Origin of the sequence: Sinomonas humi (genome assembly GCF_000802235.1) — a bacterium.
GTDB classification, from domain to species: Bacteria; Actinomycetota; Actinomycetes; order Actinomycetales; family Micrococcaceae; genus Sinomonas; species Sinomonas humi.
This window is the reverse complement of the sequence record NZ_JTDL01000002.1, coordinates 22698-38064: the sequence shown is the minus strand read 5'-3', so window position 1 is coordinate 38064 and position 15367 is coordinate 22698. Positions and strand designations below refer to the sequence as shown.

Here is a 15367-nt window from a genome sequence, read left to right as displayed (position 1 = left end):
AAGCATGTTTTCCTGAAATTAACCTGAAAATCAGCTGGGTTTTCAGTGTGACCGCTGAGATGGGGGCATGAGTGATCCCCGCCGCCTCCTCCTGCCCATGCTCGACCACGTCCGCGGAAAGCGCAGTGCCGTCACGTGCGCGCTCAAGTGCGACAACGCGTGCCTCGGCGAGGTCTGCAACACCTCGTCCAACAGCTACTTCCGCGACGTCGTCTCGAGCGAGCTCTCACGCCGTTCTGCCCTCGGCCTCGGCCTCGCGGGCGCCCTCACGCTTGCCTTCACAGGCGGTCAGCCCGCTGGGCGCGCGGAGGCATCGTCGTCGTTCGCTCCCGCCGCCAAGCTGCCGCAGTCCAAGCTCGACTTCACCCCCATCCGGCCTGTCGACAAGCTCGTCGACGAGCTGACCGTGCCCCAGGGCTACGCGTGGCGGCCGATCATCCGGTGGGGCGACGGCCTCTTCCATGACAGCCCGGACTTCAAGCTCGAGTCGCAGACAGCCGCCGCGCAGGCGCGCCAGTTCGGCTACAACAACGACTACACGGACATCCTCGAGCTCGCGGGCTCAGCGGGGAAACGCGCGGTGCTCGTCACGAACCACGAGTACACGAACGAGGGGATCATGTTCTCCGATGCCCAGGTTGCATCCGACGCCGCCGGCACGCGCGCCGTCGCCCGTGCAGCTCACGGCATGAGCGTCGTGGAGCTCGAGCGGCAGAACAAGAACCAGGCCTGGCGCTACGTCAAGGGAGCCCCGCTCAACCGCCGCTACCTCACGGATACGGTGTTCGAGTTCACGGGGGCCGGCCGCGGGCTCGGCTCTCCTCGCCAACGCCGGTGACCCCAACGGCCGGGCGGGCCGCACCGTGAGGGGGACGCTCGGCAACTGCGCGGGAGGCACGACGCCGTGGGGCACCGTCCTTTCGGGCGAGGAGAACTTCAACGGCTACTTCAGGACGCCCGGCGTCTCGAAGGAGGACAAGCGCTACGGGTTCGCCGACAAGCCCACGAGCCGACGTTGGGAGCTCGACGACGCCCGCTTCGACACGCGGAACCCCGACTATGCGAACGAGTCCAACCGCTTCGGCTGGATCGTCGAGATCGATCCGATGGACCCCACGTCGACGCCAAAGAAGCACACAGCGCTCGGACGCTTCAAGCACGAGGGTGCGAACGTCCGAATCGCCGCGAACGGCCGCGTCGTCGCCTACTCGGGCGACGACGAGCGTTTCGACTACCTCTACAAGTTCGTCTCGAAGGGGACATACCGCGCAGGCTCCGGCAAGGCTGACCGCGAGCACAACAAGACGCTCCTCGCAGACGGCAACCTGTACGTCGCCCGCTTCGCCGGGAACTCGCCGTCGTCCGAGATCGACGGAAGCGGGAAGCTGCCCTCGGACGGGGCGTTCGACGGGCGGGGCGAGTGGCTCCCGCTCGTAGTCGACGGCAAGTCCGCGGTGCCCGGAATGAGCGTCGAGCAAGTGCTCGTCTACACCCGCCTCGCAGCCGACGAGGCAGGCGCGACCAAGATGGACCGCTGTGAGGACGTCGAGCCGCATCCGGTGACCGGCAAGGTCTACGTGGTCTGCACGAACAACTCGAACCGCGGAGTCGGCGCAAACCCGCCCGTGGACGAGGCGAACCCGCGCCGCCAGAACCGCGACGGCCACATTGTGGAAATCACCGAGGACGGCGGAGACCAGACGGCAACGGCCTTCTCGTGGAACCTCCTGCTCGTGTGCGGCGACCCGGCCACCAACAAGTCGGCCTACTTCGCCGGCTATCCAGCGGACAAGGTCTCGCCCATCTCCTGCCCGGACAACGTCGCGTTCGACTCGTCCGGCTTCATGTGGCTGGCCACCGACGGCGCCCCCAGCTCTATCGGCTACAACGACGGCCTCTTCCGCGTGACCCTCGAAGGGCCGGAGCGCGGCAAGGTCGAGCAGTTCCTGTCCGTCCCGCGGGATGCCGAGACCTGTGGCCCGGTGGTGCGCGACGCCGACCGGCACGTCTTCGTGGCAGTCCAGCATCCGGGCGAGGAGGGCACATTCGAGGCGCCCCACTCGTACTTCCCGGATTACGTCCCGGCGCTTGACGCGGCCGGGAAGGCCGTCCCTGCCGGTGCCCTGCGCGCGCCTCGGCCTGCCATCGTGCAGGTGCTCCCCGCCCAGCACGCAAAGAAGTAGCCCGCAGCGTCAGCCCGCCCGAAGCCCGGCCACCTCGGCGCCCCGGCCAAGCACCTCATGGAGCATGGCCGGGGTCAGGGTTCGGGTGAACATGTTCCGCTGGCTCGGGTGGTAGCAGCCGATCACGTGAACCTCCTGTTCGCCCTCCCCGGTGGGAATGAGCGCTTCGACGCCGTGCCCGAAAGCCGGCCGGGGCCGGGGCACCCGCCACCCGGCGTCGGCCAGGAGTGGCAGCAGCGCCTGCCAGCCGAACCCGCCGAGGACCACGATCGCTCGCAGGCCAGGCCGCAGGAGCTCCAGCTCGCGCGTGAGCCATGGGCGGCAGGTGTCGCGTTCCGCGGTGCTGGGGCGATTGTCCGGCGGGGCGCAGTGGACCGGCATGGTGATGCGCACGCCGTACAGTTCCAGCCCGTCGCCCGCATGGGTTGAGGTGGGCTGTGAGGCAAGCCCGAGGTCGTAGAGCGCCCTGTACAGGGCGTCGCCGGACGGATCGCCCGTGAAGGCGCGGCCCGTCCGATTCCCGCCATGGGCGGCGGGCGCGAGCCCGACAATGGCGAGCCGGGCATCGGGCGGGCCGAAGCCCGGGATGGGCCGCGCCCAGTAGTCCCAGTCCCGGAAGGCAGCGCGCTTGATCCGCCCAGCCTCTTCGCGCCACGCCACGAGCCTTGGGCAGGCACGGCAGGTGGTCACGGCGGCGTCCAGCGCCGAGATCGTCATCGCCTCCGGCGCGGTCACCGCGGGGAAGCCGCTCGCTTCGGTCATCGGCCTCTCGCCACGCATACTCACACCATGGAGTATGACCCCGTACGGAGTACGACCCCCGTTACTCTTCTGACCTTCGGTCACGGCACCGCCGGGCGCGAAGAACTCGCGGGGTTGCTGCACGGCGCGGGTGTCGAGGCCGTAGTCGACGTGCGGACGGCCCCCGGGAGCCGCCGGAATCCGGACGTCGGCCGTGAGGCGCTGCAGGGCTGGCTGCCGGAAGAGGGGATCGGGTACCGCTGGGAACGGCGGCTCGGCGGGTTCCGGAAGGTGGCTGCGGACTCGCCCGACACGTTCTGGGAGAACCTCTCCTTCCGTGGGTACGCGGGCTATACGCGGAGCCCCGACTTCCTCGCGGCCATGGACGAACTGCTTCCCCAAGCGGCCGCGATGCCGACCGCCGTCATGTGCAGCGAGTCCGTCTGGTGGCGATGCCACCGGCGGATCATCGCCGACTTCGCCGTCCTTGCACGCCAGGCGCGCGTGCTCCATCTGGGACACGACGGCCGCCTCGCCGAGCACCACCCCACGGCAGGCGCCCGACTGCGCGATGACGGGCTGCTCGTCTACGACCGCGCGCAACCGCCTCGCGAGCCTACGATGGACCTGTGACTTCTCTCGGCTCCCTCGATGCCGCCCGCGAAGTGGTCTCCGGACTCCTCGCGGGCGGCGTCCGTCGCGTGGTGGTCTGCCCTGGGTCGCGGAGCGCGCCGCTCGCCTACGCGCTCGCCGAGGCCGAGGGCCGGGGCCTGCTCGAGCTCGTCGTCCGCATCGACGAGCGTGCCGGCGGCTTCACCGCGCTTGGCGCCGCCCTTTCTTCGGGACGTCCGACGGCGGTGGTCACCACGAGCGGCACCGCAGCGGGCAATCTCCTGCCGGCGGTGATGGAAGCTAACCATGCCGAGGTGCCGCTCGTCGTCCTCTCGGCGGACCGGCCCGCAGAGCTCCACGGCACGGGAGCGAACCAGACCACAGAGCAGCTCGACCTCTTCGGCGAGCACGTGCGCTTCGCAACCTCGGTCACGGCGGGGGAATCGCCGTCGTCGGCCGTTCGGACCGCGCTCAGCGCCGCCTCCGGACTTCTGCCGGGCGTGCCCTCGGGCCCTGTCCAGGTCAACGTATGCTTCCGGGATCCGCTCGTTCCCGCGGGGGAGTGGGAGCCGGCGGCCGCGGGGTGGCAGCAACCGCCGACCGAGGGTTTCGCGTACCGCCGACCGGCCGTCGCGGCGCTCGGGGGCCTTCCGCCGCGACGGACAGTGGTCCTCGCGGGCCACGGAGCCGGCCCGCTGGCCGAGGCCTTTGCCGCCGCGCACGGGCTCCCCCTCCTGGCCGAGCCGTCGTCGAACGCTCGCTTCGGCTCGCACGCCGTCGGGCCGTACCGCGTGCTCCTCGACGCGCACCCGGGGGATGGGATCGAGCGCGTGGTGCTGTTCGGCCGGCCGACCCTCAGCCGCCCGGTGACGGCCCTGCTGGCCCGGGAGGGCGTCGAGACGGCGCTGTACCACCCGCGGCCAGTGGCCTGGTTCGAGGAGGGGCGCCGGCGCGAGCGGCTCGTGGCCGACCTCGACGAGCTCTCCGAGTTCGCCGGCCGCGGGGCCGACGGGTGGCTCGACACGTGGCTCCTTGCGGGCGCGAGTGCTCAGGAGGCGGTCGACCGGCTCCTCGCAAGTTCCCCGCTCTCAGGGCCGAAGCTCGGGCAGCTCGTGTGGCAGCACGCGCGGGGGCAGCTCATGCTCGGCTCCTCGAACGGTATCCGGGACGTGGACCTCGCCGCGCCGCCATGCCCCGAGCCCCGCGCGCGCGTCTTCGCCAACCGCGGCCTCTCCGGCATCGACGGGACCGTCTCGAGCGCGACCGGCCTCTGGCTCGGCAACCGCGTCGAGACCACGCTCTTCCTCGGGGACCTCACCTTTCTCCACGACGCGGGCGGCCTGCTGCTCGGCGTCGGTGAGGCCGAGCCCTCGCTGCGCATCGTCGTGCTCAACGACGCGGGCGGGGCGATCTTCGGGCTGCTCGAGCACGGCCGCGTGGGCGGCGATGAGAGCCGCCCGGGCGCTCGCGCCGCCGTCGAGCGCCTCTTCGGAACCCCGCACAAGGCCGACTTGCGCGCGCTCGCCGCGGCTTACGGCGTCCGGCACACCGCCGTGCGCACGACGGCGGAGGCGACCGCCGCGCTCGCCGCACCGCGGTCGGGGGGACGGGAGATCATCGAGGCCCGCGTGGACCGCTCGGGCCTGCGGGGGCTGCACGAACGGCTCCGTGCAGCGGTGACGGAATCGGTCTCCCCCCAACACCGTTACGGGTACAGATAATCGCCTCTCTGGGCGTTTCGGGTACGGATATCGTCGGCGTGAGGCGTCTCGGGTACGGATACCGTCGGCTTGGAGCGTTGCCGGTACGCCCTCTGACCCCCTTGTCGCCGAGAGACGCCTTGCAGCGGATGAGACGCACTGAAGACGTCTCCCCGGCGAGAGGCCGTCTTTGCTGCCCGGCGGTGTGAGAGGTGTGCCCGCTCGTGGGAAGAGATCTGGCCCCTCGTCGGGGGGTTTCCCAACGAGGGGCCAGATCTCGGTGCACGAGTGGTCACTTCCTGACGGTGGTCAGAGGACCTTGCTGAGGAAGCTCCTCGTTCGCTCCTGCTGAGCGTTGGCGATAACCTCGCGCGGGTTCCCGGATTCGACGACGACGCCGCCGTCCATGAAGGTCAGGGTGTCGCCGACCTCGCGGGCGAAGCCGATCTCGTGCGTCACGACGACCATTGTCATGCCGGACTTCGCGAGGTCTTTCATGACGTTGAGCACATCGCCGACGAGTTCGGGGTCGAGGGCGGACGTGGGCTCATCGAAGAGCATGAGCTCAGGATCCATGGCCAGCGCCCGCGCGATAGCCACGCGCTGCTGCTGACCGCCGGAGAGCTGGGCCGGGTAGTGCTTGGCCCGGTCGGAGAGGCCCACCCGGTCGAGGAGTTCGAGGGCCCGCCGCCTGGCGGCTCCCTTGTCCTGGCCCTTGACCTGGACGGGCGCCTCCATGACGTTCTCGAGTGCCGTCTTGTGGCCGAAGAGGTTGAAGCGCTGGAAGACCATGCCGATGTTGCGGCGCTGCTGCGCGATCTCCTTGACGTGCAGCTCGTGCAGCTTGCCGCCCTTCTCGCGGTAGCCGATGAGCTCGTCCTTGACCCAGATGCGCCCCGCGCTGATCGTCTCGAGGTGGTTGACGCAGCGCAGGAGGGTGGACTTGCCTGAGCCGGAGGGGCCGATGAGGACCGAGACCTCGCCCTGCTTGACGGTCATATCGATCCCACGCAGCACGTGGTGCTCGCCGAAGTATTTGTGCACGCCCTCGATCCGGACGAGGTCCTTTGCGCCCTGCAGGGACGACGCGGCGGCAAGGGGCTGGTTGTTCGGCGTCGTTTGGGCTGAGGCGCTCATCGTCCGCTCTCCTCGATCGTGGGTCCGGCCGTCGTCGGGCCGCCAGGGATCGTGTTTCCGGTGCCCGTATCGGAGCCGGCTGCGGTACCGGCCGCCGCGGCCTTGGCCGCCGCCGGATTCACGGTAGCGGCGGCGACGAGGTTGTCCACGCCCCTCCCGTAGTACTTCTCGATGTAGTGCTGGCCGACCATGAGGATGCTCGTGACGAGCAGGTACCAGGCCGCCGCCACGATCAGCAGCGGGATTGGCTGGTACGTGCGGTTGGCCAGAGCATTCGTGACGAACGTCAGATCGAGGGTGAACGGCACGGCCAGCACGAGTGAGGTCGTCTTGAGCATGCCGATCGTCTCGTTCCCGGTCGGGGGCACGATGACTCGCATGGCCTGCGGGAGGACGATGCGCCACATGATCTTGGTTCCCCGCATGCCAAGGGCCTCAGCAGCCTCGACCTGGCCCTTGTCCACCGACTTGAGGCCGGCCCGGAAGATCTCCGCAAGGTACGCGGACTCGTTGAGGCCCAGGCCCAGCACGGCGGGAACGAAGCCCTTGGACGGGTCGCTGAGGATGTACGTGGCCAGCTGGGGGCCGAACGGGATCCCGAGCGAGATGCTCGGGTAGAGCACGGTTACCAGGCCCCAGAAGATCAGCTGGGTGTAGATGGGAGTTCCGCGGAAGAACCAGACCCAGAACCAGCTCGACCAGCGCAGGATCGGGTTGTCCGACTGGCGCATGAAGGCGAGCACGATGGCGAGGATGATCGCCAGGAGCATCGACAGGACGGTCAGCAGCAGCGTCCAGCCGACGCCGCGGACCACGTTGACGTCCATGATGTAGGCGGCCACGGTGCCCCAGCCGAAGCGGGGGTTGGTCGCGAGGCTCTGGATGGCCAGCGCTGCGAGGATGAGGATGATGGCGGCTGCGACCCACCGGCCCGGGTGGCGCACCGGAACTGCCTTGATCAGTTCCGGGGCGCCACCTTTCGTGGCTTCGGTGGTCTCCACCTGACGAGCAGTCATGACAGTCACGAGGAGACGGACGGGTTGACCTCGGACTTGGTGACGGCGCCGTCGGCGTTGTTCCAAGTGTCGAGGATCTTCTTGTAGGTGCCATCGGAGATGAGCTTCGTCATCACCTTCTGGACGAGATCGGCAAGCGCAGTGTCGCTCTTGGCAACGGCGATGCCTTCAGGCGCCATCTCGGTCGTGTCGCCGACCTTCTCGAGCGCGCCGTTGGTCTGCTGGATCGCGTAGCTGATCACCGGCGAATCGGCGGACATGGCGTCGAGGGCTCCGTTGACGAGGCGGGTGTTGAGGTCCGTCTGCGCCGCGAGGGAGACGATGTTGATCGCCTGCTTGCCCGAGGAGGTGCACTTGTCGCTGAGGGTCTTCACCTCGTCAGCCTCGGTGGTGCCGGTCTGGACGCCGATGGTCTTCCCGCACACGTCGCTGGTCGAGAAGTTCTTCGGGTTGCCCTTCTGGACGGCCCACGCGACACCCGCGTTGAAGTAGCTCACGAAGTTGACCGCCTTGAGGCGTTCGTTCGTGATCGTGAACGAGCTGATGCCCAGATCGTACTTCGGGCCGAGCGCCGGGAGGATGCCCGTGAAGTCGGCGGTCTGGACGTCGGCCTTGAGGCCGAGCGTCGCGGCGATCGCCTTTGCGAAGTCGACGTCGTAGCCCATCGGAGTGTGGTTGTCCGAACCACCGAGGAACTCGGCGGGAGCGTACGTCGTGTCAGAACCGACTGTGAGCGTGCCCTTCGACTTGATCGCGGCGGGCACCTGCGACGCCAGCGAGTCGTCCTTCTGCACCGTGGTGGGGTCGAAGCTGGTGGCGGCCGAGCCCGAGCTGCTGGGCTGGGCGCCCGCGCCTTGTTCGGATGCGTTGGTGCAGGCCGTCAGCGCTAGGGCGCTTACAGCGAGGACCACCGCGCCCTTGGCGGCGAGCTTCGCGGAGAAAGTCATATGTCTTCCCTTACTTGGAGGTACTGGCAGTCAGGTGCTAGAGCGACGTCCATCCTACCGCCTTTCGGCGGAGCTGAGATGTGCATCACATGCAACTTTCGTTTCCCAATTGGACAACGGATGGGCCTCCGGCGCAACCCTGTTGACGAGGGAAGCTTCTGGGACCCCGGACATGCGCGTCTCAGCGTTCGACGCCGAGCGCCTCCAGCATCGGGCGGAACTTCGCCCAGGTCTCCGCGAGCTCGGCCTCGGGCAGCGACCCCTCCACGATCCCGCAGCCCGCGTACAGCCGCGCCGCCGTCGTGCCCTCGAGGACGCCGCCTCGAAGCGCGATGCCGAACTCGCCGTTGCCCGCGCCGTCGAGCCACCCGACGGGCCCCGCGTACGGGCCCCGATCGAGCTCCTCGAGCTCCAAGATGAGGTCTCCCGCGACCTTCGTGGGCGTCCCGCACACGGCCGCGGTTGGGTGCAAGGCGTTGACGAGCGCGAGGGGAGTCGGAACATGCCCCTCGATCTCGGCGAGCTCGGCCTTGACGTCCGAGGCGAGATGGAAGACGTTCGGCAACTCGAGGATGAACGGCTCGTCATGCGCGTTGAGCGCCTCCGAGAACGGTTCGAGGGCGGTCGTGAGCGACTCGATCGCGATCTGGTGCTCGTGGCGCTGCTTGGGCGAGCCGGCGAGGACGCGCTCCGCGTAGCCGGGCCCCGCGCCGTCGGCGTCGCGCCGGTCGAGCGTCCCGGCGAGCACGCGCGCCTGCGCCGTGCGCCCCTCGACCTGGATCAACATCTCGGGCGTCGCGCCGACAAGCCCGTCCACGCCGTACACCCAGCAGTCCCGGTACGCCGACGCGAGGCGCCGCAGCACGCGCTCGCGGGGGATCCCGCCGTCGTCCTCCACGAGGACGTCCCGGGCGAGCACGAGCTTCTCGAGCTCGCCCGCGCGGATGTGCCGAACCCCGGACGCAACCGCGCCCATCCAGCGCTGCTCACCGAGCCGCCCGGGCCGCACCCTGAGGTGCGCGCCGTTCGAGGCCGCCGGCTCGGGCTTGGCGGTCCAACGTCCGACGGCGGCCCGCAGCTCCCGCTCGGACGGGCGCCGGCCGTCGGCCGTGAGCTGGGTGGCCCACGCGCGGCCGGCCCGGATGCCGACGACGATCTCGGGCACCACGAGCCGCGAGGCGTACTCGGACGTCTTCGAGAATGCGAACGAGCCGAAGGCGAGCGGGCCGGTTCCGGGATGCTGCAGCGGATCCTCGACGTCGGCGTCGAGCGTGAACTGCTTCCACCAGGCTTCGGCCTCGATGAAGCGATCCGGGCCTCTCGTGGTGAAGCGCGCCGCCTCGCCGAACCCGAGATGTCCCTCGCCGCGTCGGACCCAGCACAGGGCCTCCGCTCTGTTGAGCGCGCTCGCGAGGTCGTCGAAAGTGCCGCCCGCTTCTACAGGGCCCAGATCGACCGTGAGGGCGCGCAAAGGGGAGCTCATGATGGGTCAAGCGTACGCGCTGGCCTGCGCGCCGGCCGTGCAGGGCGCCGCTCCGGCCCGGCAGGTGCCCGGAAGAGCTCGGGGCGGGCAGCCTGAATCTGCTCGAGATCGTCGAGGACGAAGCGTAGGTGGGCGCGGAGTTCGTCGCGGGCGGCCTCGAGATTGCCCTCGGCGATGGCCTCGCGCACACGCCGGTGGTCCGCGGCGTACTCGCTGATGGGCCGATATCCGCTCAGCCCCAGGTACCGGGCCCGATCGAGGTGGCCCTTCGCGCTCTGCACTGCCATCCAGGCGAATTCGTGCCCGGCGATCGCGAGGAGCGTCCGGTGGAACTGCTCGTCGAGGGGGTAGAACTCCTCCCTCGTCGTGCACGAAGCCTGCGCGTCGAGGAGGTCCTCGACCTCGGCGGCCCGCTCGGCCCCCCAGTTCTCGATGCATGCCTCGAGCGAGGCAACCTCGATGGCTTCGCGGATGAACTGTGCCTGCCGGACCATGTCGGGATCGATGAGCGAGACGTAGCTTCCGCGCTGGGGACGGATGTCGACGAGCCCTTCTTGGGCGAGCAGGAGGAGCGCCTCGCGCACCGGGGTGCGGCTGAGCTCGAGCCGGAGAGCGAGGTCGTTCTCGCTCAGCAGGGCACCAGGGGGTTCGTCGCCGCGCACGATGAGCCCGCGGATGTGCTCGTAGGCGAGGTCGCGGTTCGACGGCGGGCGCGTGGCCGACGCCGCCGACGCGCCGGTGAGGGACGGGGCCATGGTCCAACATTAGGCGGGGGCGCAGCCGTCTCGAGCTACGCCATGATCGACAGGACTGGTATGGCAGTGATTGAATGGAGGGAAGCCAAGCCACCGCCCTCAGGAGGAACCCCATGAGTCTGGCCGTCGTCGTCCACGCAGCCGGTGATCTGCGACTCGACCCCGTCGAACCGCGCGAACCCGGCCCCCACGAGGCGCTCGTGGCGATCGAGTACGGCGGGATCTGCGGGAGCGACCTCCACTACGTCAAGCACGGCGCCGCCGGCCTGAGCATCCTCAAAGACCCCATGGTCCTCGGCCACGAGGTGGCCGGGCGCGTCGCAGCCCTCGGCTCGGAGGTGACCGGCTTCGAGGTAGGCCAGGCGGTGGCGATCCATCCCGCGATCGCGTGCGGCGAGTGCGAATTCTGCACGTCAGGGCGCCGGAACCTCTGCGGCAACGTCCATCACCTCGGCTCGGCCGCCTACTACCCGCACACCGAAGGCGCCTTCGCCGCCCTCACCGCGGTTCCCGCGTCCCAGCTCCGCGCAGTGCCCGACGGCGTGAGCACGCGCCAGGCTGCCGTCGCGGAACCGCTCGGCGTCGCCATCCACGCCGTGCGGCGCGCGGGCTCGATCGAAGGCAAGACCGTCCTCGTCAACGGCGCCGGGCCCATCGGTGCCCTCGTCATCGCGGCCGCGCGGAAGGCTGGTGCCGGTCGGGTCATTGCGAGCGATCTCGCTGCGGGATCCCTCGCCATCGCCCGCCGCATGGGGGCGGACGACGTCGTCAACCTCGCCGAGGGCGGTACGCTCCCGGCGACCGACGTCGTCTTCGAGGCTTCGGGCGCCCCCGCAGCTGTGACGAGCGTCCTCCGCGCCGTCAAGCGCGGCGGGATCGTGGTCCAAGTCGGGAACCTTCCCGCCGGGGAGCTTGCGGTCTCGCTCGCCGAGCTCGTCTTCCGCGAGATCGACTACCGCGGATCGTTCCGTTTCGTGGACGAGATCTCCACCGCGCTCGCGTACCTCGGCGAGGGCCTGGACGTCGAACCGATGCTCACCCACGAATTCCCGGTCGAGGAGGCAATCGAGGCCTTCCGAGTCGCTGGGGACAGGAGCACGGGTTCCTCGAAGGTGCTCCTGCGCTTTTGAGCGCGGGGGGCTCTGGGCGGCAGCGTGCGGAGGGTGGCTCGAAGTTTGGCAGAATGGGCGGGGTGAGCACAGGCAAGAGGGCATCGCTTCAGAAGGTTCCCGGCGACGTGGCGAGCATGTTCGACGATGTGGCGCCCCGCTACGACGTCGTCAATGATCTGCTCTCGCTCGGCCAGACGCGCCGCTGGCGCAAGGTAGTCTTCGACGCCGTGGCGGCGAAGCCGGGACAGCGGGTCCTCGACCTCGCGGCCGGCACGGGGACGTCCGCAGAACCCTACGCCGACGCGGGAATCGAGGTTGTCGCGTGCGATTTCTCGCTCGGCATGCTCCGGGTGGGCAAGCGCAGGCGCCCCGACATCGACTTCATCGCGGGGGATGCGACGCGGTTGCCGTTCGCCGACAACTCGTTCGACGCCGTCACGATCTCGTTCGGCCTGCGCAACGTGAGTGACCCGCATCGGGCTCTCCAGGAGATGCTGCGTGTCACGAAGCCGGGAGGCAAGCTCGTGGTGGCGGAGTTCTCCTCGCCGGTGAACCCGCTGTGGCGCACCATGTACATCGAGTACCTCATGCGGGCGCTTCCCCCGATTGCGCGCAAGGCCTCCTCGAACCCCGATGCCTACGTGTACCTTGCCGAGTCGATCCGGGCTTGGCCCGATCAGGACCACCTCGCAGAGTGGATCGGCGAGGACGGCTGGGAGAACGTCGAGTACCGGAACCTCTCCGGCGGCATCGTCGCCGTGCATCGCGCAACCAAGCCTCTCCCCGCTGCGGCCCAGTCGGGTCCGGTCGAGAAGATCCGGCGCGCGCGGCGCGCGGCGGGCTGAGGGGCGCATGGAGGTCCTGATCGTCGGTGCCGGCCCCGCCGGCTCGACCGCCGCGCACTACCTTGCGCGTTCCGGCGTCGGCGTCACCGTGCTCGAGAAGACGCGTTTCCCTCGCGAGAAGGTATGCGGCGACGGTCTCACCCCGCGCGCCGTGCGCGAGATCCAGCTGCTCGGCCTGCCCCACAGCGAGGCGGACGGGTGGCGTCGCAACCGCGGGCTGCGGCTTATTGCCGGCGGCCGAACGGTCGAACTGCCTTGGCCGGCGGGCGGGGAATTCCCGGACTACGGCCTCATCCGCACTCGGCTCGGGTTCGACGAGGAGCTCGCACGCCACGCCGAATCAGCGGGTGCGATGCTCCTCGAGGGGCACAGCGTCACCGAGGTGCTCAGGGACGACGGCGGGCGCGTCGTGGGTGTCCGCGCGCAACTCCTCGACGAGGAGGGCAAGAAGACGGGTCAGACGCGCGACTTCCGGGCCGACGTCGTCCTCGCCGCCGACGGCAACTCGACCCGCGCGGCTGTTTCGCGCGGCCTCGCGAAGCGTGACGATCGGCCACTCGGCGTTGCCTACCGCACATACTTCCGCAGCCCACGTCATGAAGACGACTGGATGGAGGGCTGGCTCGAGCTCCCCGGCCGCGACGGCAAGCCCCTGCCCGGGTACGGCTGGGTCTTCGGGGTCGGCGACGGGACATCCAATGTCGGGCTCGGCATCCTGAACTCGTCCAAGGAATTCGGCAAGCTCGACTATCGGCAGGTGCTCCGCGACTGGACCGCCTCGATGCCCGGGGAATGGGGCTTCACCGAGGAGAACCAGGCCGGGCCCGTCCGGGGTGCCGCGCTGCCGATGGGCTTCAACCGCACGCCTCACGTGGTTCCCGGCATGGCTCTCCTCGGCGACGCGGGCGGCATGGTGAGCCCGTTCAACGGGGAAGGCATCAGCTACGCCATGGAGTCCGGCCGCTACGCGGCGCAATTCCTTGTCGACGCCGCGGCAGCTCAGCGTTCGGCGGGCCGCGCGCGGCCGGCGGAGGACGACGTCGACCGTCGCCTCCAGGCCTATGCGGACCAGGTGCGCGAGGAGTGGGGAAGCCACTTCACCCTCGGCCGCACATTCGCGGCGCTCATCGGTCGCCCCGCCGTCATGCGTCTCGCGCTCCGCACGGGGATGCCCATCCCGGCGCTCATGCGCGTCGTCGTCCGTCTGCTCGCGAACCTCACCGAACCGCGCGGAGGAGGGCTCGAGGACCGCGCCATCCGCGTGCTCGAGTCCCTGACGCCCGCAACCAAGAACTCGCAATAGTTAGGCTTGACCCGTGACCAACACTGAACACAGCTGGACCCAGGCGGGGCATGGCAGGCGCGAGAGCGCCGAGCCCGCCCCGACCACGACGGCCATCGCCGCCGGGATCCAGCTGCCCGCCGGATTCGCCGCAATTGCGGACGATGCCGACCTCGGTTCCGCGATCATGACGAGCATGGCCCGGGTCGAGAAGCGGCTGCGCGAGGCCATCTCGAACTCCGATCCCCTCGCGGACGCGACGAGTCGGCACCTCGTCGAGGCTGGCGGGAAGCGGATCCGGCCGCTGCTCACGCTCCTCTGCTCGCACCTCGGCGACTGGACTCGGCCCGAGGTCCTCCAGGCGGCCGCCGTCGTCGAGCTCACGCACCTCGCGACCCTGTATCACGACGACGTGATGGACTCCGCCCCTTACCGCCGCGGGGCCCCTACCGCGCACGAGGTGTGGGGCAACACGGTGGCTATCCTCACCGGGGACCTCATCTTCGCGCGTGCCTCGATCCTCGTCTCCGAGCTGGGCGGGCGGGCCCTCTCGATCCAGGCTCGGACGTTCGAGCGCCTGTGCCTCGGCCAGCTCCACGAAACCGTGGGCCCGCGCGAGGACCAGGATCCCGTTGAGCACTACCTATCGGTGCTCGCCGACAAGACCGGCTCGCTCATCGCGGCCTCTGGGCAGCTGGGTGCGATTTTCTCGGGTGCGCCTGACGAGTACGAGGACGTACTGGTCAAGTACGGCGAGAGCGTCGGCGTCGCGTTCCAGCTTGCCGATGACGTGATCGACGTGACGGGCGGGAAGGGGACGTCCGGCAAATCGGCGGGGACCGACCTGAGGGAGGGCGTGCCCACCTTGCCGGTGCTGCTCCTCCGCAGGGCGGCAGAAGGCGGCGACGAGTCGGCGCGCGATGTGCTGCGGCTCATCGACGGCGACCTCTCAAGCGATGAGGCGCTCGCCGAGGCCGTCGAGGCGCTGAGCGCGCATCCGGTGACCATGGAGTCGTGGGACGCGGCACGCGAGTGGGCCGCGGCGGCGAAGTCGGCGCTCGCCCCGCTGCCCGAGGGCGTGGTGAAGCAGTCGCTCTCGGCGTTCGCGGACGCTGTGGTGGACCGCGAGGCTTAGTTCCGTGCCTGGCTCGACGCCGAGGGCGGATGTCTGTTGCGAAGGCGTAGGTTTTAGCGCGCGCAAAGGTTCGCTCTTGGCGCGAAGGTACGTTCTCGTTCAACACCCGCTCGAGCTGGCCTTCGGTGGGGGAGCGGCTGCGGCCCTCGGGGAAGCGGCTGCGCCCTTCGGGGCCTTCGCCCTGCGCCGAAACCCCCGCCCTGCGCCGAAACCCCGCCTCGCGAACGCCCCTTACCGCCGAAACCCCGGGCTTGCGCCGAAACCCCGCCTCGCGAACCCCGCCCTGCGCCGAAACCCCGCCTCGCGAACGCCCCTTAGCGCCGAAACCCCTGCCTAGCGCCGAAACCCCGGGCTAGCGCCGAAACCCCGCCGCGCGAACCCCGCCCTGCGCCGAAACCCCGGGCTTGCGCCGAAACCCC

Annotated in this window: 12 protein-coding genes and 1 pseudogene; 7 read left to right on the top strand and 6 right to left on the bottom strand. The window is 69.7% G+C overall.

The annotated features are described in order from the left end of the window. The first annotated feature begins 67 nt into the window (after window positions 1–67). Window positions 68–2183, top strand: a pseudogene (locus tag LK10_RS00330) (PhoX family protein). 9 nt (window positions 2184–2192) lie between these two features. On the opposite strand, the gene LK10_RS00325 reads toward LK10_RS00330, so the two are convergent. Next, window positions 2193–2945 (bottom strand): uracil-DNA glycosylase, encoded by a 753-nt coding sequence (locus tag LK10_RS00325; protein WP_231567528.1) that lies wholly within the window; start codon window positions 2943–2945, stop codon window positions 2193–2195. Window positions 2946–2972: 27 nt separating this feature from the next. Between LK10_RS00325 and LK10_RS00320 the strand changes: the two genes are divergently transcribed. Together LK10_RS00320 and menD are read left to right on the top strand one after the other, a co-directional pair. Further along, window positions 2973–3557 (top strand): DUF488 domain-containing protein, encoded by a 585-nt coding sequence (locus tag LK10_RS00320; RefSeq protein ID WP_043119238.1) that lies wholly within the window; start codon window positions 2973–2975, stop codon window positions 3555–3557. Beyond that, window positions 3554–5257 carry a 2-succinyl-5-enolpyruvyl-6-hydroxy-3-cyclohexene-1-carboxylic-acid synthase gene (gene menD / locus LK10_RS00315; RefSeq protein WP_043119237.1) on the top strand — a complete coding sequence of 568 codons (1704 nt, stop codon included), beginning with the start codon at window positions 3554–3556 and terminating at the stop codon, window positions 5255–5257. Before LK10_RS00320 ends, menD begins: the two co-directional genes overlap by 4 nt. 288 nt (window positions 5258–5545) lie before the next feature. Here menD and LK10_RS00310 read toward each other — a convergent pair whose 3' ends face one another. From LK10_RS00310 to LK10_RS00290, 5 genes are all read right to left on the bottom strand, one after another. Next, a complete protein-coding gene (locus LK10_RS00310; protein WP_081998172.1) occupies window positions 5546–6373 on the bottom strand; it encodes an amino acid ABC transporter ATP-binding protein in 828 nt (275 codons plus the stop codon). Then, on the bottom strand, window positions 6370–7389 hold the full coding sequence (locus LK10_RS00305) for an amino acid ABC transporter permease (protein WP_156143964.1): 1020 nt from the start codon (window positions 7387–7389) through the stop codon (window positions 6370–6372). The genes LK10_RS00310 and LK10_RS00305 overlap by 4 nt, the downstream gene beginning before the upstream one ends. A gap of 5 nt (window positions 7390–7394) precedes the next feature. Continuing rightward, on the bottom strand, window positions 7395–8336 hold the full coding sequence (locus LK10_RS00300) for an ABC transporter substrate-binding protein (protein ID WP_043119236.1): 942 nt from the start codon (window positions 8334–8336) through the stop codon (window positions 7395–7397). 181 nt (window positions 8337–8517) lie between these two features. Beyond that, complete coding sequence (locus tag LK10_RS00295; protein ID WP_043119235.1) at window positions 8518–9819, bottom strand: isochorismate synthase; 1302 nt, start codon at window positions 9817–9819, stop codon at window positions 8518–8520. Then, complete coding sequence (locus tag LK10_RS00290) at window positions 9816–10574, bottom strand: GntR family transcriptional regulator (protein ID WP_052206763.1); 759 nt, start codon at window positions 10572–10574, stop codon at window positions 9816–9818. The genes LK10_RS00295 and LK10_RS00290 overlap by 4 nt, the downstream gene beginning before the upstream one ends. Before the next feature lie 113 nt (window positions 10575–10687). Here LK10_RS00290 and LK10_RS00285 point away from each other — a divergent pair, with 113 nt between their 5' ends. The 4 genes from LK10_RS00285 to LK10_RS00270 all read left to right on the top strand — a co-directional run bounded on the left by LK10_RS00285 (window position 10688) and on the right by LK10_RS00270 (window position 14948). After that, the gene (locus LK10_RS00285) at window positions 10688–11704 is read left to right on the top strand and encodes an L-idonate 5-dehydrogenase (protein WP_043119234.1); all 1017 of its coding nucleotides are present in this window, start codon (window positions 10688–10690) and stop codon (window positions 11702–11704) included. A 62-nt stretch (window positions 11705–11766) separates the two neighbouring features. After that, on the top strand, window positions 11767–12531 hold the full coding sequence (locus LK10_RS00280; RefSeq protein ID WP_269429475.1) for a demethylmenaquinone methyltransferase: 765 nt from the start codon (window positions 11767–11769) through the stop codon (window positions 12529–12531). Between the two features lie 7 nt (window positions 12532–12538). Continuing rightward, window positions 12539–13834 (top strand): geranylgeranyl reductase family protein, encoded by a 1296-nt coding sequence (locus LK10_RS00275; protein ID WP_052206761.1) that lies wholly within the window; start codon window positions 12539–12541, stop codon window positions 13832–13834. Between the two features lie 13 nt (window positions 13835–13847). Continuing rightward, the gene (locus tag LK10_RS00270) at window positions 13848–14948 is read left to right on the top strand and encodes a polyprenyl synthetase family protein (RefSeq protein WP_043119232.1); all 1101 of its coding nucleotides are present in this window, start codon (window positions 13848–13850) and stop codon (window positions 14946–14948) included. The last annotated feature ends 419 nt before the right edge of the window (window positions 14949–15367 follow it).

Excerpts from the sequence above, each read along its gene's own strand:
- LK10_RS00305 (WP_156143964.1), bottom strand. The coding sequence starts at position 7,389 with ATGACTGCTCGTCAGGTGGAGACCACCGAAGCCACGAAAGGTGGCGCC.
- LK10_RS00290 (WP_052206763.1), bottom strand. The coding sequence starts at position 10,574 with ATGGCCCCGTCCCTCACCGGCGCGTCGGCGGCGTCGGCCACGCGCCCG.
- LK10_RS00320 (WP_043119238.1), top strand. The coding sequence starts at position 2,973 with ATGGAGTATGACCCCGTACGGAGTACGACCCCCGTTACTCTTCTGACC.
- LK10_RS00300 (WP_043119236.1), bottom strand. The coding sequence starts at position 8,336 with ATGACTTTCTCCGCGAAGCTCGCCGCCAAGGGCGCGGTGGTCCTCGCT.
- LK10_RS00285 (WP_043119234.1), top strand. The coding sequence starts at position 10,688 with ATGAGTCTGGCCGTCGTCGTCCACGCAGCCGGTGATCTGCGACTCGAC.
- LK10_RS00295 (WP_043119235.1), bottom strand. The coding sequence starts at position 9,819 with ATGAGCTCCCCTTTGCGCGCCCTCACGGTCGATCTGGGCCCTGTAGAA.
- LK10_RS00310 (WP_081998172.1), bottom strand. The coding sequence starts at position 6,373 with ATGAGCGCCTCAGCCCAAACGACGCCGAACAACCAGCCCCTTGCCGCC.
- LK10_RS00325 (WP_231567528.1), bottom strand. The coding sequence starts at position 2,945 with ATGACCGAAGCGAGCGGCTTCCCCGCGGTGACCGCGCCGGAGGCGATG.
- LK10_RS00275 (WP_052206761.1), top strand. The coding sequence starts at position 12,539 with ATGGAGGTCCTGATCGTCGGTGCCGGCCCCGCCGGCTCGACCGCCGCG.